Source organism: Streptomyces sp. NBC_01463, assembly GCA_036227345.1.
In the GTDB taxonomy this organism is placed as follows: Bacteria; Actinomycetota; Actinomycetes; order Streptomycetales; family Streptomycetaceae; genus Streptomyces.
The window spans coordinates 6,497,037-6,515,258 of record CP109468.1 but is presented as its reverse complement, the minus strand read 5'-3'; the positions used below and the strand labels follow the sequence as shown (position 1 = coordinate 6,515,258).

The 18,222-nt window shown below is 72.5% G+C and carries 14 protein-coding genes; 12 read left to right on the top strand and 2 right to left on the bottom strand.

The window, feature by feature from the left end; genetic code table 11:
* Positions 1 to 217: 217 nt before the first annotated feature.
* The 7 genes from OG521_28710 (at position 218) to OG521_28680 (ending at position 10,794) form a co-directional block, all read left to right on the top strand.
* Entirely contained in the window at positions 218 to 1,771 is a 1,554-nt protein-coding gene (locus OG521_28710; protein ID WUW24531.1) for a leucyl aminopeptidase, read from the top strand.
* A 326-nt stretch (positions 1,772 to 2,097) separates the two neighbouring features.
* Complete coding sequence (gene lpdA, locus OG521_28705; protein WUW24530.1) at positions 2,098 to 3,486, top strand: dihydrolipoyl dehydrogenase; 1,389 nt, start codon at positions 2,098 to 2,100, stop codon at positions 3,484 to 3,486.
* Between the two features lie 60 nt (positions 3,487 to 3,546).
* Positions 3,547 to 5,340, top strand: coding sequence for a 2-oxoglutarate dehydrogenase, E2 component, dihydrolipoamide succinyltransferase (sucB, locus tag OG521_28700; GenBank protein WUW24529.1), 1,794 nt, complete (start codon positions 3,547 to 3,549; stop codon positions 5,338 to 5,340).
* A gap of 147 nt (positions 5,341 to 5,487) precedes the next feature.
* Positions 5,488 to 6,111: a GntR family transcriptional regulator gene (locus OG521_28695; GenBank protein ID WUW24528.1), complete on the top strand. Its 624-nt coding sequence runs from the start codon at positions 5,488 to 5,490 to the stop codon at positions 6,109 to 6,111.
* Between the two features lie 268 nt (positions 6,112 to 6,379).
* Positions 6,380 to 9,049 (top strand): pyruvate dehydrogenase (acetyl-transferring), homodimeric type, encoded by a 2,670-nt coding sequence (gene aceE / locus OG521_28690; protein ID WUW24527.1) that lies wholly within the window; start codon positions 6,380 to 6,382, stop codon positions 9,047 to 9,049.
* A gap of 182 nt (positions 9,050 to 9,231) precedes the next feature.
* Positions 9,232 to 10,212: a WYL domain-containing protein gene (locus tag OG521_28685; protein WUW24526.1), complete on the top strand. Its 981-nt coding sequence runs from the start codon at positions 9,232 to 9,234 to the stop codon at positions 10,210 to 10,212.
* 60 nt (positions 10,213 to 10,272) lie between these two features.
* A complete protein-coding gene (locus OG521_28680; GenBank protein WUW26831.1) occupies positions 10,273 to 10,794 on the top strand; it encodes a DUF4240 domain-containing protein in 522 nt (173 codons plus the stop codon).
* Between the two features lie 34 nt (positions 10,795 to 10,828).
* Here OG521_28680 and OG521_28675 read toward each other — a convergent pair whose 3' ends face one another.
* Complete coding sequence (locus OG521_28675) at positions 10,829 to 11,356, bottom strand: GNAT family N-acetyltransferase (protein ID WUW24525.1); 528 nt, start codon at positions 11,354 to 11,356, stop codon at positions 10,829 to 10,831.
* A gap of 55 nt (positions 11,357 to 11,411) precedes the next feature.
* Here OG521_28675 and OG521_28670 point away from each other — a divergent pair, with 55 nt between their 5' ends.
* The gene (locus tag OG521_28670) at positions 11,412 to 12,311 is read left to right on the top strand and encodes a TIGR01777 family oxidoreductase (protein WUW24524.1); all 900 of its coding nucleotides are present in this window, start codon (positions 11,412 to 11,414) and stop codon (positions 12,309 to 12,311) included.
* Between the two features lie 191 nt (positions 12,312 to 12,502).
* Positions 12,503 to 13,852, top strand: coding sequence for an FAD-dependent oxidoreductase (locus tag OG521_28665; protein ID WUW24523.1), 1,350 nt, complete (start codon positions 12,503 to 12,505; stop codon positions 13,850 to 13,852).
* A gap of 10 nt (positions 13,853 to 13,862) precedes the next feature.
* Here the strand turns inward: OG521_28665 and OG521_28660 are convergent, their stop codons facing one another.
* Positions 13,863 to 15,533 (bottom strand): regulator, encoded by a 1,671-nt coding sequence (locus tag OG521_28660; GenBank protein ID WUW24522.1) that lies wholly within the window; start codon positions 15,531 to 15,533, stop codon positions 13,863 to 13,865.
* Positions 15,534 to 15,798: 265 nt separating this feature from the next.
* On the opposite strand from OG521_28660, the gene lipB reads away from it, so the two are divergent.
* From lipB to OG521_28645, 3 genes are all read left to right on the top strand, one after another.
* On the top strand, positions 15,799 to 16,611 hold the full coding sequence (lipB, locus tag OG521_28655) for a lipoyl(octanoyl) transferase LipB (GenBank protein ID WUW24521.1): 813 nt from the start codon (positions 15,799 to 15,801) through the stop codon (positions 16,609 to 16,611).
* Positions 16,612 to 16,743: 132 nt separating this feature from the next.
* On the top strand, positions 16,744 to 17,709 hold the full coding sequence (gene lipA / locus OG521_28650) for a lipoyl synthase (protein ID WUW24520.1): 966 nt from the start codon (positions 16,744 to 16,746) through the stop codon (positions 17,707 to 17,709).
* A gap of 309 nt (positions 17,710 to 18,018) precedes the next feature.
* Positions 18,019 to 18,219, top strand: a complete 201-nt coding sequence (locus OG521_28645; protein WUW24519.1) for a hypothetical protein — start codon at positions 18,019 to 18,021, stop codon at positions 18,217 to 18,219.
* Positions 18,220 to 18,222 lie beyond the last annotated feature (3 nt).

Below are 18,222 nucleotides of genomic sequence, written 5' to 3'. Positions count from 1 at the left end.
TTCCCCCGGGACGATCTTCCCGGGGTGACAACGGTACGACCGCGCCGGTGCGCCGACGGCCCGCCGCCGTAATGGGGCAGCAAAGGCGCGCGTAGGCTCATTCCCGGCACATTGCGGCGGCGTCTACGATGCGCCGGGCACGGTCGGCCCGCCCTCTCAGCCAACACTGGCCAGCACGGCCCGTCACAGAACTCAACGGAAGCGAGATTTCACCACCGTGACTGCTCTCACTCTCAGCACTGCCGGTGCGGCGACGCTGCGCGCCGACGCGCTCGTCGTCGGCGTCGCCAAGGGCGCCGGCTCCAAGTCCGGTGACCTGGTCCTCGCACCGGGCGCCGAGGCCGTGGACAAGGCGTTCGACGGAAAGCTCGCCACCGTCCTGGCGACCCTGGGCGCCTCCGGTGCCGAGGGCGAACTCACCAAGCTCCCCGCGCCCGACGGCCTGAAGGTCCCGGTCGTCATCGCGGCCGGACTCGGCCCGGTCCCGGGGAAGGACGGCTCGTACGACGCCGAGGCGCTGCGCCGGGCCGCGGGCTCCGCCGCCCGCTCCCTCATCGGCGCCAAGAAGGCCGGCTTCGCCCTGCCCGTCGGCTCCGTCGAGGACGCCGCGGCCATCGCGGAGGGCGCGCTGCTGGGCGCGTACGCCTTCACCGCCTACCAGGGCGGCGAGAACAAGCTCGCCCCCAAGGGCGCCAAGGCCCAGGGCGCGAAGCAGCCGCTGGCCGAGGTCGCCCTGCTCGGCACCAAGCCGCGCGACAAGGCGTTCAAGGCCGCCGCCGAGCGCGCGGTCGCGCTGGTCGAGGAGATCAACCGCGCCCGCGACCTGATCAACACCCCGCCGAACGACCTGTACCCCGAGTCCTTCGCCGCCGTGGCCACGGCCGCCGGCAAGGAGCACGGCATCAAGGTGCAGGTCCTCGACGAGAAGGCACTCGTCAAGGGCGGCTACGGCGGCCTGCTGGGCGTCGGCCAGGGCTCGGCCCACGGCCCGCGCCTGGTGAAGCTCGCCTACACGCACCCCAAGGCGGAGAAGACCCTGGCCCTCGTGGGCAAGGGCATCACCTACGACTCGGGCGGCATCTCGCTGAAGCCGGCCGGCCACAACGAGACGATGAAGTGCGACATGAGCGGCGCCGCCGCCGTGTTCGCGACCGTCGTCGCGGCCGCCCGGATCGGCCTGCGGGTCAACGTCACCGGCTGGCTGGCGCTCGCGGAGAACATGCCCTCGGGCAACGCCACCCGCCCCGGTGACGTGCTTCACATGTACAGCGGCAAGACCGTCGAGGTCCTGAACACGGACGCCGAGGGCCGGCTCGTCCTCGCCGACGCGCTGACCCGCGCCTCGGAGGAGAACCCTGACGCGATCGTCGACGTGGCGACCCTGACCGGCGCGATGGTGCTGGCGCTGGGCAACCGCACGTTCGGCATCATGGCGAACGACGACGCCTTCCGTACCTCGATCCACGAGATCGCCGAAGAGGTCGGTGAGGCCTCCTGGCCGATGCCGCTCCCGGCGGACCTGCGCAAGGGCATGGACTCCCCGACCGCCGACATCGCCAACATGGGCGAGCGGATGGGCGGCGGCCTGGTGGCCGGTCTGTTCCTGCAGGAGTTCGTGGGCGAGGGCATCGCCTGGGCCCACCTGGACATCGCGGGCCCGGCCTTCCACGAGGGCGCGCCGTACGGCTACACACCGAAGGGCGGCACCGGATCCGCGGTCCGCACCCTGGTGAAGCTGGCGGAGCGCACCGCGGCCGGAGACCTCGGCTGAGGTCGTCGCTGACGTACGGCCCCGGGCATACGTCCGGGGCCGTACGTGTTCTCCCCACGGCACCGCCGCAGAGGTCGCAACGGTTTCGCTCTCGACGAAATCGGTACGTCCCTACGCAGCGGTAACCCGCTGGGACGGACGATCATCCGTCTCAGACACGGGCCCCGCGTCCCGCCCACCGTCAACAAGTGCGAAGATGGGTTCTCGGCAGGACAGGGCCCCCACCACAGGGCCGAAAGACAAAAGCGGCCGAACACCAGCCGACCGGCCGGTCACACCCCGATGACGGGGCCCGGCGTACGGCGCACATGCATGGAGGACGTGACGTGGCGAACGACGCCAGCACCGTTTTCGACCTAGTGATCCTCGGCGGTGGTAGCGGCGGTTATGCCGCGGCCCTGCGCGGAGCGCAGCTGGGCCTGGACGTCGCCCTGATCGAGAAGGGCAAGGTCGGCGGCACCTGCCTGCACAACGGCTGCATTCCCACGAAGGCCCTGCTGCACGCCGGCGAGATCGCCGACCAGGCGCGCGAGGCCGACCAGTTCGGTGTCAAGGCCACCTTCGAGGGCATCGACATGGCGGCCGTCCACAAGTACAAGGACGACGTGATCTCGGGCCTGTACAAGGGTCTGCAGGGTCTCATCGCCTCCCGCAAGGTGCACTACATCGAGGGTGAGGGACGTCTGTCCTCCGCGACCTCGGTGGATGTGAACGGCCAGCGCATCCAGGGCCGCCACGTGCTCCTGGCGACCGGCTCCGTGCCGAAGTCGCTCCCGGGCCTGGAGATCGACGGCAACCGCGTCATCTCCTCGGACCACGCGCTGAAGCTGGACCGCGTACCGAAGTCCGCGATCGTGCTGGGCGGCGGCGTCATCGGCGTCGAGTTCGCCTCGGCGTGGAAGTCCTTCGGCACCGACGTCACCATCGTCGAGGGCCTGAAGCACCTGGTCCCGGTCGAGGACGAGAACAGCTCGAAGCTTCTTGAGCGCGCTTTCCGCAAGCGCGGCATCAAGTTCAACCTCGGTACGTTCTTCCAGGGTGTCGAGTACACCCAGGACGGCGTCCGGGTGACCCTGGCCGACGGCAAGACCTTCGAGGCGGAGCTGCTGCTCGTCGCGATCGGCCGCGGCCCGGTCTCGCAGGGCCTCGGCTACGAGGAGGCGGGCGTCGCGATGGACCGCGGCTACGTCCTCGTCGACGAGTACATGCAGACGAACGTCCCGACCATCTCGGCCGTGGGCGACCTGGTCCCGACCCTTCAGCTGGCGCACGTCGGCTTCGCCGAGGGCATCCTCGTGGCGGAGCGTCTGGCCGGCATGAAGACCGTGCCGATCGACTACGACGGTGTCCCGAAGGTGACGTACTGCCACCCCGAGGTCGCCTCCGTCGGCATCACCGAGGCCAAGGCCAAGGAGCTCTACGGCGCGGACAAGGTCGTCGCGCTGAAGTACAACCTCGCGGGCAACGGCAAGAGCAAGATCCTCAAGACCGCGGGCGAGATCAAGCTCGTCCAGGTCAAGGACGGTGCCGTGGTCGGCGTCCACATGGTCGGTGACCGTATGGGCGAGCAGGTCGGCGAAGCCCAGCTGATCTACAACTGGGAGGCGCTGCCGGCCGAGGTCGCGCAGCTCATCCACGCCCACCCGACGCAGAACGAGGCGATGGGCGAGGCCCACCTGGCACTCGCCGGCAAGCCCCTGCACTCCCACGACTGACCAGTCGACCGGGCGCGACGACCGACCACTTCCGCATTTTCGTTAGGAGCAACTGAAACCATGTCGGTTTCCGTAACCCTTCCGGCGCTCGGCGAGAGCGTCACCGAGGGCACTGTCACCCGCTGGCTGAAGGCCGAGGGCGAGCGCGTCGAGGCCGACGAGCCGCTGCTCGAGGTGTCGACCGACAAGGTCGACACCGAGATCCCGGCCCCCGCCTCCGGCATCCTGGCCTCGATCAAGGTCGCCGAGGACGAGACCGTCGAGGTCGGCGCCGAGCTGGCCGTCATCGACGACGGCACCGGCTCCCCGGCCCCCGCCGAGGCTCCGGCCGCCGAGCCCGAGGCCGCCCCGGCCCCGGCGCCCGCCGCCGAGGCCCCCGCCGAGGCCCCGGCCCCCGCGGCCGAGGCTCCGGCCGCCGCCCCGGCCGGTGGTGCCTCCGGCACCGACGTCACCCTCCCTGCGCTCGGCGAGAGCGTCACCGAGGGCACCGTCACCCGCTGGCTGAAGGAGGTCGGCGAGGAGGTCACGGAGGACGAGCCCCTGCTCGAGGTCTCCACGGACAAGGTCGACACCGAGATCCCGGCCCCGGTCTCCGGCGTGCTGCTGGAGATCGTCGTCGCCGAGGACGAGACCGCCGAGGTCGGCGCCAAGCTCGCCGTCATCGGTGCTCCGGGTGCCGCCCCGGCCGCGGCTCCGGCCCCCGCCGCTCCGGCTCCGGCCGCAGCTCCGGCACCGGCCCCCGCCGCAGCTCCGGCACCGGCACCGGCTCCGGCAGCCCCCGCACCGGCCGCTCCGGCACCGGCTCCGGCGGCTCCCGCCGCGCCCGCCGCCGCTCCGGCACAGGCCGCTCCGGCGCCCGCCGCCGCAGCCCCGGCTCCGGTCACCCCGGCGGCCCCGGCCGCTCCGGCCGCGACCTCCGGTGACGACGGCGCGTACGTCACGCCGCTGGTCCGCAAGCTCGCCGCCGAGAACGGCGTCGACCTGGGCTCGGTCAAGGGCACCGGCGTCGGTGGCCGTATCCGCAAGCAGGATGTCGTCGCCGCCGCGGAGGCCGCCAAGGCCGCCGCTGCCGCCCCGGCACCCGCCGCCGCTCCGGCCGCCGCCTCCAAGGCGCCGAAGCTGGAGGCCTCCCCGCTGCGCGGTCAGACGGTCAAGATGACCCGCATGCGCAAGGTCATCGGCGACAACATGATGAAGGCGCTGCACTCGCAGGCCCAGCTGACCTCGGTCGTCGAGGTCGACGTCACGAAGCTGATGAAGCTGCGCAACAAGGCGAAGGACGGCTTCGCGGCCCGTGAGGGCGTCAAGCTCTCCCCGATGCCGTTCTACGTCAAGGCCGCCGCCCAGGCGCTGAAGGCCCACCCGGTCGTCAACGCCCGGATCAACGAGGACGAAGGCACGATCACGTACTTCGACTCGGAGAACATCGGCATCGCCGTGGACGCCGAAAAGGGTCTGATGACCCCGGTCATCAAGGGTGCGGGCGACCTCAACATCGCCGGTATCTCGAAGAAGACCGCCGAGCTGGCCGGCAAGGCCCGCGGTGGCGGTCTGACGCCGGACGACATGTCCGGTGCCACCTTCACCATCAGCAACACCGGTTCGCGCGGTGCGCTGTTCGACACCGTCATCGTGCCGCCGAACCAGGCAGCCATCCTGGGCATCGGCGCCACCGTCAAGCGTCCCGCGGTCATCGAGACCGAGGAGGGCACCGTCATCGGTGTCCGCGACATGACGTACCTCTCGCTCTCCTACGACCACCGTCTGGTGGACGGCGCGGACGCCGCCCGCTACCTGACCGCGGTCAAGGCGATCCTGGAGGCCGGTGAGTTCGAGGTCGAGCTCGGCCTCTGAGCACCGCGGCTGTAACCAGCCTCACCAGCGGCGCCCCCGTCCGGAACACTCCCGGGCGGGGGCGCCGCCGTATTGTCTAGACACCACCGGTCGCTCCGGCCGCCGAGTTGGTGCAGGCAGCACCGGTTTGCCCCGAAGGAGCCACTCATGACCCCGCCCGTCGTCCACTCGCTGCGCGAACAGATCCGCGAGCACATCGTGGACGGGATCGTCAGCGGGCGCTGGAAGCCGGGCGAGCGGATCGTGGAGCGGCGCATCGCCACCGAGCTGGAGGTCAGCCAGACGCCCGTGCGCGAGGCGCTGCGGGAGCTGGAGACGCTCCGGCTGATCGAGTCGGCACCCAACAAGGGCGTCCGGGTCCGCAACCTCACCGCGGCCGATCTGGAGGAGAGCTACCCGGTCCGGGCCGGCCTGGAGCAGATCGCGGCGGAACTCGCGGCCGACCGCCTCGGCGAGGACTGCTCGCTGCTCTCCCCGCACGTGACCGCGCTGTACGAGGCGGACCGGCTGGCCGACGGCGAGGCACAGGTGCGGCACACGGTCGGCTTCCACCGGGAGATGGTCCGGGCGGCCGGCAACGCGGTCCTGCTGCACACCTGGGAGGGGCTGGGCATCGAGGTGTTCACCGCGCTCTCGATCCGCTGGCTGGGCACGGTGCAGAAGTCGTACGCCGAGGAGCACGAGGCGCTCATCGAGGCGTTCCTGCGGAGGGACCCGGAGATCGGGGTGCTGGTGAAGGCGCACGTGCTCGGCTGCGCACCGCGCGCCTGAGACCGGCGCGCACCGCGGTGCGCATGTGTCGCGAGGGGCGCTCTCCTGTGCAGGTGGGCGCCCTTTTTGACCGATAAATCCCGTCACTCCGTGCCCCGTTTCACGGCACCGCATGCCACTTTCTTCATATCGAGAAGTTTTGCCTTTCATCCTTTGATCGATCATCGATCGGCGACTTACAGTTCACTCCGCGGGCCCACCGGCCCCATCGCCCTGTCCTGCCAGTCAGGGACTTCTCCACCCCCCTCCTCACCGGAAGGCGGCGATCATGACCGACCCCGTAGGAAAGCTTCCGAGCGAGCTCGACCAGCTCCCGGACCGCGACCCGGAGGAGACCGCTGAATGGGCGGCCTCCCTGGATGCCGTCACCAAGGCCGCGGGCCCGCACCGCGCCGCGTATCTGATGCGTCGCTCGCTCCAGCACGCCGAGGGCGCCGGTCTCGCGCTGCCCAAGCTGCTGGAGACCGATTACGTCAACTCCATCCCCACCGCCGCGGAGCCCGACTTCGACGGCGACCTGGAGATGGAGTCCCGGATCACCGCGTGGAACCGCTGGAACGCGGCCGCGATGGTCACCCGTGGCTCCCGCTTCGGCGTCGGCGGCCACATCGCCACCTTCGCCTCGGCGGCCTGGCTGTACGAGACCGGCTTCAACCACTTCTTCCGCGGCAAGGAGGGGGACGGCTCCGGCGACCAGCTCTACATCCAGGGCCACGCCTCCCCCGGCATCTACGCCCGCGCCTTCCTCGACGGCCGGCTCAGCGAGCAGCAGCTCGACAACTTCCGCCAGGAGGCGGGCGGCGACGGCCTGCCGTCCTACCCGCACCCGCGGCGGCTGCCCTGGCTGTGGGAGTTCCCCACCGTGTCGATGGGCCTCGGCCCGCTCTCGGCGATCTACCAGGCGCGCTTCAACCGCTACCTGGCCAACCGCAACATCAAGGACACGTCGAACTCGCACGTCTGGGCCTTCCTGGGCGACGGCGAGATGGACGAGCCCGAGTCGACCGCGGCCCTCGCCCTCGCGGCGCGCGAGCAGCTCGACAACCTGACCTTCGTCATCAACTGCAACCTGCAGCGCCTCGACGGTCCGGTCCGCGCCAACTTCCGGGTCGTCCAGGAGCTGGAGGGCGCCTTCCGCGGCGCCGGCTGGAACGTCGTCAAGACGCTCTGGGGCACCGCCTGGGACGAGCTGTTCCAGCTCGACACCACGGGTGCGCTGGTGCGCCGGCTCCGTGAGGTCCCGGACGCGCAGTTCCAGACGTACGCCACCCGCGACGTCGCCTACATCCGCCAGCACTTCTTCGGCACCGAGCCCGCGCTCGCCGAACTGGCGAAGCTGCTCACCGACGCGAAGATCGCCGAGTGCTTCCACACCTCGCGCGGCGGCCACGAGGCCCGCAAGGTGTACGCGGCGTACCGCGCGGCGCTGGCGCACAAGGGTGCTCCGACGGTGATCCTGGCGCAGACGGTGAAGGGCTACACGCTCGGCCCGGGCTTCGAGTCGCGCAACGCCAACCACCAGATGAAGAAGCTGGACGGCAAGCAGTTCCGCGCCATGCGCGACCTGCTGGACCTGCCGATCCCGGACTCGAAGCTGGACGAGGGCCTGGTGCCGTACGGCCACCCGGGCGCCGACTCCGCCGAGGTCCGCTACCTCCAGGAGCGCCGTGCCGCCCTCGGCGGTCCCGCCCCGGCCCGCCGGGTGCACGCCGTGGCGCTCCCGCAGCCCGAGGAGCGCGCGTTCGCCGCGCTGAAGAAGGGTTCCGGCAAGCAGGAGCTGGCCACCACGATGGCCTTCGTCCGCCTCGCCAAGGACCTGATGCGGGACAAGGAGACCGGCAAGCGCTGGGTTCCGATCGTCCCCGACGAGGCCCGCACCTTCGGCATGGAGGCGCTGTTCCCGTCGGCCGGCATCTACTCGCCGCTGGGCCAGACGTACGACCCGGTCGACCGCGACCAGCTGATGTACTACAAGGAAGCCAAGGACGGCCAGGTCCTCAACGAGGGCATCACCGAGGCCGGCGCCATGGCCGACTTCATCGCCGCCTCCACGTCGTACGCGACGCACGGCGAGCCGATGATCCCGTTCTACATCTTCTACTCGATGTTCGGCTGGCAGCGCACGGGCGACCAGTTCTGGCAGCTCGGAGACCAGCTCGGCCGCGGCTTCGTGGTCGGCGCCACGGCGGGCCGCACCACGCTGACCGGCGAGGGCCTCCAGCACGCGGACGGCCACTCGCACCTGATCGCGTCCACGAACCCGGCGTCGCTCAACTACGACCCGGCGTTCGCGTACGAGATCGCGGTGATCGTCCAGGACGGTCTGCGCCGGATGTACGGCCCCGAGGCCGAGAACGTCTTCTACTACCTGACGGTCTACAACGAGCCGAAGCCGCAGCCCGCGATGCCGGAAGGCATCGAGGAGGGCATCCTCAAGGGCCTCTACCGCTTCAAGGAGGGCACGCCCGCGAAGGCGGACGCGCCGCGCGCCCAGCTGCTGGCCTCGGGTACGGCGATCCACTGGGCCCTGGAGGCCCAGGAGCTGCTGGCCGCGGACTGGGGTGTCACGGCCGACGTCTGGTCCGCCACCTCGTGGGGCGAGCTGCGCCGGGACGCGCTGGAGTGCGACGAGGCGCTGCTCCGCGGTGAGCTGCGGACGCCGTACGTGACCCAGGCGCTGGAAGGCGCACCGGGTCCGGTCCTCGCGGTCAGCGACTGGATGCGCCAGGTGCCGGACCAGATCAGCCAGTGGGTGGAGCAGGACTGGACCTCGCTCGGCACGGACGGCTTCGGTATCTCCGACACCCGTGACGCGGCCCGCCGCCACTTCGGCGTCGACGCCCAGTCGATCGTGGTCGCGGCCCTGGCCCAGCTGGCCCGCCGCGGTGAGGTGCCGGCGTCTGCGGTCAAGGAGGCCCGGGAGCGGTACGGGCTCTGACGGCCCGGAGGACGGGGCGCGGTTCTCTCCCGCGCCCCGTCCTCCGCATGCATCTGCCCCACTCCGGCACCGGCTTTGTCCTCAAGCGCCGGACGGGCTTGATTTTGCACAACTGAGCGCTGTTCCTGTGCGGCTCGACGACCCGCGCCGCACCCACCCCCTGCCGCGGCCACAATGGCCGCATGCGCGCTGCCCGCCTCATCCGAATGGTGCTGCTCCTGCAGTCCCGTACCGCCATGACCGCCGCCGAGCTCGCCCATGAGCTCCAGGTGTCGGAGCGGACCGTCACCCGGGACGCCCAGGCGCTCTCCGAGGCCGGGATCCCCGTCTACGCGGAGCGGGGCCGTGCGGGCGGGTACCGGCTCGTCGGCGGTTACCGCACCGGGCTCACCGGGCTGGCCCGGGACGAGGCCGAGGCGCTCTTCCTCTCCGGTCTGCCCTCCGCCCTGCGCGAGATGGGTCTGGCCGACGCCGGTTCCGCCGCCCGGCTCAAGGTCTCGGCGGCCCTGCTGCCCTCCCTGCGGGACGCCTCCGCGGGCGCCGCCCGGCGCTTCCACCTGGACGCGCCCGGCTGGTACCAGGAGCCGGTCACTCCGGAGCTCCTGCCCGTCGTGGCCGAGGCCGTGTGGGACGACCGGACGGTCCGCGCCCGCTACCGGCGGGCCGGCCGTGACGCCGAGGTGGAGCGGGAGCTGGCACCGTACGGGCTCGTCCTCAAGGCCGGGGTCTGGTATCTGTGCGCCCGTGCGGAGGACGACTTCCGGGTCTACCGGATCGACCGCTTCACGGACGTGACCGTTTCGGACAGCCGGTTCGTCCGGGACGAGGGCTTCGACCTGCCCGCGTTCTGGGACGAGCGCGCGGCCCAGTTCGCCCGGTCGATCCTGCGGACCGAGGTGACGCTGCGGCTCTCGGAGGCCGGGGTGCGCCGGCTTCCGCACGCCGTGGACCGCGTCGCGGCCCAGGACGCGCTGGAGGGGGCCGGGCCGCCCGCGGCCGACGGCCGGGTGACGGTCACCCTGCCGGTCGAGTCCCTGGACGTCGCGTTCGGTCAGCTGCTGGCCCTGGGACCGGAGTTGGAGGTGCTGGAGCCGACCGCACTGCGTACCAGGTTCGCGGCTGCCGCCGAACGACTGCACCTGCTCTACCGCGACCCCCTGTAAGGCTTCATTTCGGTGTCTCCGCGTGCATCGCCCGCCGCCAGGGCAGATGCTGGACCCGTGATGGACGAGACGGAATTCTGGGAGCTCATCGACAGCACCCGCGAGGCCGCCGACGGCGACCCCGAGGACCATGCCGACCTGCTCGTCGAACGGCTGGTGCAGCTCGATCCCGATTCCGTGCTGGACTTCGCCCGGCACTTCGAGGCCCGCTACAACCGCGCGTACCGCTGGGACCTGTGGGCCGCCGCCAGTGTGCTGCTCGGCGGCGCGAGCGACGACGCCTTCGACTACTTCCGCTGCTGGCTGATCGGCCAGGGCCGTGAGCTCTTCGAGGGCGCGGTGCACGATCCGGACAGCCTGGCCGAACTCCTCGACGACTTCGACGAGGAGATGGACGGGGACGCGGAGGAGCTGGGCTACGCGGCCGACGAGGCGTACGAGCAGCTCACCGGGGTCGTCACGCCTGATCTCGGGCTGCCGCCGCAGGCCGCCGAGCCGGAGGGCACCCCCATCGGCTTCGAGGACGACGCGGCCCTGGCGGCGCGGCTGCCCGCGCTGTGGCAGCGGTTCGGCGCCGGTTGAGCCGCGGGCGGACCGGCCCCGGCCGCCGCCCCGGTCACGGGCCTAGCGGGCGGCCCATCATCACGTCGTCCACGTAACGCCCGCCGAGGAAGAACTCGCCGGGCAGGACGCCCTCGACGGCGAACCCCCGGTCCTCGTACAGCGCACGGGCGGGCGCGTTGTGCCCCAGCACCCGCAGGGTGATCCGGTTCGCGCCCTGGCGGCGCGCCGCCCGGCACGCGGCGTCCAGCAGCGTGCGGCCCAGCCCCCGGCCGCGCGCCCAGCCGGCCACGGCGAGCCCCTGTATCTGCCGGACGTGCGCGTTGCAGGCCAGTGGCGTGGGCGGCACGACGCGGACGTACCCGGCGACGACCGTCTCGCCCGCCGGGTTCACCGCTTCGGCCACCAGGACGTCCTGCGGCCGGTGCCGGTCGTCGAAGAACGGCTCGTACGGCGGCTGCGGGCGCGGCTGCACGGCGTGCAGCGTCGACCAGGTGCTCCGGTCGAGCTCCCCGAGGGCGGGGCCGTCGTCGAGGACCGCGGGGCGGACGAGGGGCAGGGGGAGGTCGGGGGACTCAGCCATGGCCGTCACTGTGCCACGCCCCGTACTCCGGGGGACATGGGGCAGGATGGGTCCCATGCCGCACTCCCGTATCGCTGTCACCGGATCGACCGGACTCATCGGAGCGGCGCTGGTGCGCTCGCTGCGGACCGACGGGCACGAGGTGGTCCGGCTCGTCCGGCGCCCGGCGCGGTCCGGCGACGAGGTGGAGTGGGACCCGAAGCGGGGCCATGTGGACGTGGCCGGACTGGTGGGCTGCGACGCCGTCGTCCATCTCGCTGGGGCCGGGGTGGGCGACCACCGCTGGACCGAGGCGTACAAGCGGGAGATCCGGGACAGCCGGGTGCTGGGCACGGCAGCGATCGCCGACGCCGTCGCCTCGCTCGACGTCCCGCCGAAGGTGCTGCTGTCCGGGTCCGCGATCGGCTTCTACGGCGACACCGGGGACCGGGCGGTCGACGAGGGCGCGCCGCCCGGTGACGGGTTCCTGCCGTCGGTGTGCGTGGAGTGGGAGGAGGCCACCGCCGCGGCCGAGGAGGCCGGGGTGCGGACCGTGCACGCCCGGACCGGGCTCGTCGTCGCCCGTGAGGGCGGCGCCTGGGGCCGGCTCTTCCCGCTGTTCCGCGCCGGGCTCGGCGGGCGGATGGGCAACGGGCGGCAGTACTGGAGCTTCATCGCGCTGCACGACCACATCGCGGCCCTGCGGCACATCCTCGACACCCCGGAGCTGTCCGGGGCGGTGAATCTGACCGGCCCCTCCCCCGTCACCAACGGCGAGGTGACGGCGGCGATGGGCCGGGTGCTGCGCCGGCCGACGCTGTTCACCGCTCCCGCGCCGGCGCTGCGGATCGCGCTCGGCGACTTCGCCGAGGACGTGCTGGGCAGTCAGCGGGTGCTGCCGGGGCGGCTGCTGGACTCGGGGTTCGCCTTCGCCTTCCCCGGGGTCGACGCCGCGATCCGCGCGGCCCTGCGCTGACCCGTACGCCCCGCCCCGCTCCACCGCCGTCCGACGCGGACAGCCGTGCGACCCCGTGCACCGGTGCTCCGGGACGCGCGCGACTGCGCGCGATCCCGCCACACTCCTAGCCTCATGGCGAACTCACGCATTCCGGTGGCCTGTTGAGGGCAAGAGCCTCCCACCAGTTGCGCCGACTCGGGGAGGGGCACGTGCTCAGCACGGCACACCACGCGGACGTCGTCATCATCGGGGCCGGGATAGCCGGCCTGTCAGCGGCCCACCGGCTGACCGGTGCGGGAGTGAGTGTCAGCGTCCTGGAGGCCGGCCCCCGGGTCGGCGGCCGGATGATGACCGACGAGGTGGACGGGTTCCGGCTCGATCACATCGGACCGCTCCTCACCACCTCGTATCCGGAGCTCTACGCGACGCCCGGACTCGAAGGACTCGTCCTGCGGAACTTCGATCCCGGCGTGCTGGTCCACAGCGAGGGCCGCCGCCACCGGACCGGGGAGGTCCGCGGCACCAGGGGCTCGCGCAGCGCGCGGGGCGCACTCAAGGCGGCACGCGCCCTCGCGAGCGCCCCCCGGTCACCGGCGGGCGGCGCCCTCACCGGGGCCATGGGCGGGGCGATCGACCAGGCCCGGCTCGGCGTGGCGCTGGCCCGGCTGGCGGCCGCGCCCCGGGCCCGCGTCCTGGCCCGGCCCGAACGGGCCGCGCTCGACGCCCTGTCCGGCCGCGGCCTGTCCGCACGGACGCTCAACGGCTTCGTGCGCCCGCTGCTCACCGCGCTCCTCAGCGACCCCGGGCTCATCACGTCGAGCCGGTGCGCCGACCTCGCCCTGCGTGGCTACGCGAGCGGCCGGCTCTGTGTCCCGGAGGGGGGGTCGGTCACGCTGCCCGACCTGCTCGCGGCGGCGCTGCCGCCCGGCACGGTACGGACGGGCGTGCACGTCACGGCGGCCGACATCACCTCGGTGCGCACCAAGGAGCACGGCGAACTGGGCTGCCGCTCCCTGCTGCTGGCGACCGGTGCGGGCGCCGCGGCCGAGCTGCTGCCCGGTCTGCGGGTGCCGCCCTTCCACCCGGTGACGGTGGTCCACCACACCGCCCCCGCTCCCCCGCCGACGGGCGCCTCGCTGCTGCTGGACGCCGACCGGTCGGGTCCGGTCGCGCACACCGCGGTGATGAGCGCGGTCGACCCGGCGCGCGCACCGCACGGCCGGACGCTGATCAGCTCGACGGTGCTCGGCACCCCGCCGACCGATCTGGACCGCACGGTCCGCGCCCAGCTGGCCGGGCTCTACGGCGTGCCCACCGACGACTGGGAGCTCCTGGCCGTCCACCACGATCCGGAGGCGGTGCCCGCGATGGTGTCCCCGCACGATCCGCAGCGGCCGGTCCGGCTGCTCGCGGGCCTGTACGTGTGCGGTGACCACCGCGACACCGGCACGGTCCAGGGCGCGCTGTCCTCGGGCGGCCGCGCCGCCGCGGCCATCCTCTCCGACCTGGGCGTACGGCCGGCCCCCGGCGATTCCGAAGTGCTTCGCGAGGCCGCCTGATCCGCGCGGTTCACCCCAGTGCGGCGACCCGCTCGCGGTAGCCGCGGACGGCGGCGGCGTCCCGGAAGGGTTCGAGCCGCCGCTCGAAGTCCCGTACGTACTCCGTGGCGCGCACCGACCGCATCTCGGCGGCCTGCTGGGCGGCCTCGGCGCCCAGCCGGCAGGCCTGGTCGAGCTCGCCGAGCCCGAGCCGGGCCGAGGCCAGCACGACCCGGCAGAACAGCCTGCTGCGGGCGTACGCGGGGGCGCGCAGTTGGAGCGAGCGCTCGGCGTGCTGGGCGGCGGCCCGGTACTGCTGGAGGTCGCGGTGGCAGTGCCCGAACTCGTCGGCCAGCTGGGCCTCGTCGAAGTAGCGCGCCCAGTGCGGCACCTCGTCGCCGGGGCGTGCGGCCTCCAGTGCGCGTTCGGCCCGGGCCAGCGAGGCCGTGCACGCCTTCGCCTCGCCGAGCACCCCGTGGCCGCGCGCCTCGACCGCGTGCAGCAGGGCGAGGACCGCGTGCGGGGCGGCCGAGCCGACGCCCTGCTGGGCCACCCGTGCCAGCTGCACCGCCTCCCGGCCATGCCCGAGGTAGACGGCCTGCCGGCTCATGGTGATCAGGACGAAGCTGCCGTAGGCCCGGTCGCCGGCGGCCTGCGCCAGCCGTAACGCCTGGACGAAGTAGCGCTGGGCGAGACCGTGGGCCGCGATGTCGTACGAGGTCCAGCCGGCGAGCCGGGTCAGGTCGGCCGCGGCGGCGAACAGCCGCCGCCCGGTGGCCTCCCCGTACGTGCCGCGCAGCATCGGCTCCGTCTCGTGCTCCAGGTACCGGACGAGGGCCTGCCTGGCGTGGCCGCCGCCGTAGGCGTTGTCGAGGGTGCGGAAGAGCTCGGCCACTGACCGCAGGGCGGCGACGTCGCCGCTGCCGACCTTCTGGCCGGATCCCCGCTCGGTCTGCCGCTGCCTGGGAACGCCCGGGCCGACGGGCCCGAGGGAGGCCGGCGCACCGGCCGGGGCGTGCGGTCCGGCGGGCCGGGACGGCACGGGCCCGCGCAGTCCGTGCCGGGCCCCGAGCGGGGCGCCGCCCTGCTCGGGCACCCCGGCGGCGATGGGACCGCTCCCGCTCTGCCCGGTCCCCGCGGTGCCGTACGCGCCGTGGGGACCGGGCGCCGTGCGCGGGCCGCCGGGCGCCCCGTACGCCCGGCCGGTCCTGGCCGCTCCGGCGCCCGCGACCGGTCCCGGGTCTCCTCCGCGGCCCACCCACTCGTCCGCCCGCCCGATCAGCCAGTCCCGGCTCGGGACGACGAGACCGGCCGGGGTGAAGGCGATCTTGCGCAGCTCCGCATGGCTGCCGGAGTCCTTGCGCCACAGTCCGCTGACGATGTCGACCGCCTCGGCGGGGGTGGCGGCGAACTCCAGCCCGGCGTAGACGGGCGCACAGGCGTCCAGCCCCAGGTCCTGGGCGGAGAGCCGGCGCCCCAGCCGCCGGGTGAAGACCTCGGCGATCAGCGCGGGGGTGGTGCCCCGTGGCTGCTGGCCGCGCAGCCAGCGGGTCACGGAGGTCTTGTCGTACCGCAGATCGAGGCCGTGTTCGAGGCCGAGCTGGTCCACCCGGCGGGCGAGGCCGGCGTTGGAGAAACCGGCTTCGGTGATGAGCGAGGCGAGTCGGCGGTTGGGGGTGCGCTGCGGAGGTCGATCCGACATCAGCTGTACGGTCTCCTGCCTTCGGGGCCGGGCGGGCAGGCCCTAGGGAACGGCGTGAATTTAGCGGCCTCCGGCCCTTCCTCAGCCACCTTCGCTTCACATTCATCCGATCGTGTGAGGATTGAGGATGGCGCTGACGGGAACCACCTGCCGGGCCCCCGCTCCGACGCCGGTCGTACAGTGGCCGGAGGCGCGATTCGGTGCATGGTGACGTGACGGCGGGGCATCCCCGGCCTCCGGCACCGCAAGTAGAGAGGCTGCTGTCGTGACTGAGCTTCGGTTCGTCCGTCTGGGATTCGGCGAGGAAGCCGTCGACTACCAGGAGGCCTGGCAGAAGCAGCGCGAGGTGCACGCGGCACGGTTCGAGGACACCGTCCCCGACACCTGCCTGCTGCTGGAGCACCCGCCCGTCTACACGGCCGGCCGGCGCACGGCCGACAGCGAGCGCCCGCTGGACGGCACCCCGGTCATCGACGTGGACCGCGGCGGCAAGATCACCTGGCACGGCCCGGGCCAGCTGGTCGGCTACCCGATCCAGAAGCTGCCGCGCCCGGTGGACGTCGTCGCACACGTCCGCAGGCTGGAGGAGGCGCTGATCCGCACGGCCGCCGAGTTCGGCGTGGAGACCAGCCGGGTCGAGGGCCGCAGCGGTGTCTGGGTGCTGGGCGACCCGGTCGAGCGGCGCCCGGCGGTCGGCGGGCTCTCGCTCGACTTCGACCCGCGGCTGCAGGACGAGGAGTTCGACCCCCGGCTGAACGGCCCGGAGTACGCCCCGTCCAACGCCGGCCAGCGCCGCGAGGACCGCAAGCTGGCCGCGATCGGCATCCGGGTCGCCAAGGGCGTGACCATGCACGGCTTCGCCCTCAACGTGAACCCGGACAACACCTCGTTCGACCGGATCGTGCCGTGCGGCATCCGGGACGCCGGCGTCACCTCGCTCGCGTACGAACTGGGCCGCGACCTCACCATCGCGCAGGTGCTCCCGGTCGCCGAGAAGCACCTCCGGGACGTGCTGGAGAACGCCGAACTCGCGCCGCGCGTCATCGAGCGCACGGCCGAGGCCGTGGCCACGGCATGACCCTCGGAGCACCCCTCCGGGAATAGGCCCTGCCGGCCACAGGTTGGGCAGACGTAAAGCCGTTTGAACTACGGGCGTACCCTGGTGTTCGCCGAAGAATCCAATGCAGCGAGAGCAAAGGGGAGTGCCGGAGTGTCCGCTGTCGCACCCGACGGGCGCAAGATGCTGCGCCTCGAGGTCCGGAACAGCCAGACCCCCATCGAGCGCAAGCCCGAGTGGATCAAGACCCGGGCGAAGATGGGCCCCGAGTACAACCAGCTGCAGAAACTCGTGAAGAGCGAGGGTCTGCACACGGTGTGCCAGGAGGCCGGCTGCCCCAACATCTTCGAGTGCTGGGAGGACCGCGAGGCCACGTTCCTCATCGGCGGTGACCAGTGCACCCGGCGCTGTGACTTCTGTCAGATCGACACGGGCAAGCCGCAGGAGCTGGACCGCGACGAGCCCCGCCGTGTCGGTGAGTCCGTCGTCACGATGGACCTGAACTACGCCACCATCACCGGCGTCGCGCGCGACGACCTGGAGGACGGCGGTGCCTGGCTGTACGCGGAGACCGTGCGCCAGATCCACGCGCAGACGGCGGAGCGGGAGGGCGGCTACACCAAGGTGGAGCTGCTGATCCCCGACTTCAACGCCGAGCCCGGGCAGCTCGCCGAGGTCTTCTCCTCGCGCCCCGAGGTGCTGGGTCACAACGTGGAGACGGTGCCGCGGATCTTCAAGCGGATCCGCCCCGGCTTCCGCTACGAGCGGTCCCTGGAGGTCATCACCCGCGCCCGCGAGGCCGGTCTGGTGACCAAGTCCAACCTGATCCTCGGCATGGGCGAGACCCGCGAGGAGGTCAGCCAGGCCCTCCGGGACCTGCACGACGCGGGCTGCGAGCTCATCACGATCACGCAGTACCTGCGGCCGACGCCGCGCCACCACCCCGTCGAGCGCTGGGTGAAGCCCCACGAGTTCGTGGAGCTGAAGGAGGAGGCCGACGCCATCGGCTACTCCGGCGTGATGTCCGGGCCGCTGGTCCGCTCCTCGTACCGCGCGGGGCGGCTGTTCCAGCAGGCGATGGAGCGGCGCGGCGCGGCCGCCCCGGCGCCCACCGCCTAGGAGCGTCCGTGTGAATCCGGGCACAAGAAGCTACTGAGCAGTAATGGCTGATCCGACGCGGCCCATGCGCTCCTCGCAGGTCGGAGGCGCGTATGGGCCGCGTCGGCGTGCGCGGCGCACGTATCAAGGATTCATTGGTGTTTGACCGACCGGTCATGCGCTGGTAACACCAAGCAGTGACCCTGGATACACGCAGCGCAGTGGCTCTTCCCGCCGCTGCCGCTCCTGCGTCCCGTATCCAGTCCGCGCAGCACACCCCGCCCGCCGGCACCGCCCGGTGAGCGCATCCGTTCCGAGGGGACTTCCACGATGCAGGCCGTGCCGGTACGCGCCACCGCCCTTCCGTCCGTCACCGACGCCCTCCGCGCCGTCGAGTCGCTGCTGCTGAGCAGCGGCCAGCGCACGGCCCGCCGGAACGCCTGGACGGCCGTCCTCGAGGACCGCCGCCGGGCCAAGGACCGGGTCGAGTCCGAGTACGTACTGGAGGCCGTGGCCGACCACCGTTCCTAGGCC

Bases quoted from the DNA above. Each gene is read 5' to 3' on its own strand.
- sucB (WUW24529.1), top strand. From the start codon at position 3,547: ATGTCGGTTTCCGTAACCCTTCCGGCGCTCGGCGAGAGCGTCACCGAG.
- OG521_28695 (WUW24528.1), top strand. From the start codon at position 5,488: ATGACCCCGCCCGTCGTCCACTCGCTGCGCGAACAGATCCGCGAGCAC.
- aceE (WUW24527.1), top strand. From the start codon at position 6,380: ATGACCGACCCCGTAGGAAAGCTTCCGAGCGAGCTCGACCAGCTCCCG.
- OG521_28685 (WUW24526.1), top strand. From the start codon at position 9,232: ATGCGCGCTGCCCGCCTCATCCGAATGGTGCTGCTCCTGCAGTCCCGT.
- OG521_28680 (WUW26831.1), top strand. From the start codon at position 10,273: ATGGACGAGACGGAATTCTGGGAGCTCATCGACAGCACCCGCGAGGCC.
- OG521_28675 (WUW24525.1), bottom strand. From the start codon at position 11,356: ATGGCTGAGTCCCCCGACCTCCCCCTGCCCCTCGTCCGCCCCGCGGTC.
- OG521_28670 (WUW24524.1), top strand. From the start codon at position 11,412: ATGCCGCACTCCCGTATCGCTGTCACCGGATCGACCGGACTCATCGGA.
- OG521_28660 (WUW24522.1), bottom strand. From the start codon at position 15,533: ATGTCGGATCGACCTCCGCAGCGCACCCCCAACCGCCGACTCGCCTCG.
- OG521_28645 (WUW24519.1), top strand. From the start codon at position 18,019: ATGCAGGCCGTGCCGGTACGCGCCACCGCCCTTCCGTCCGTCACCGAC.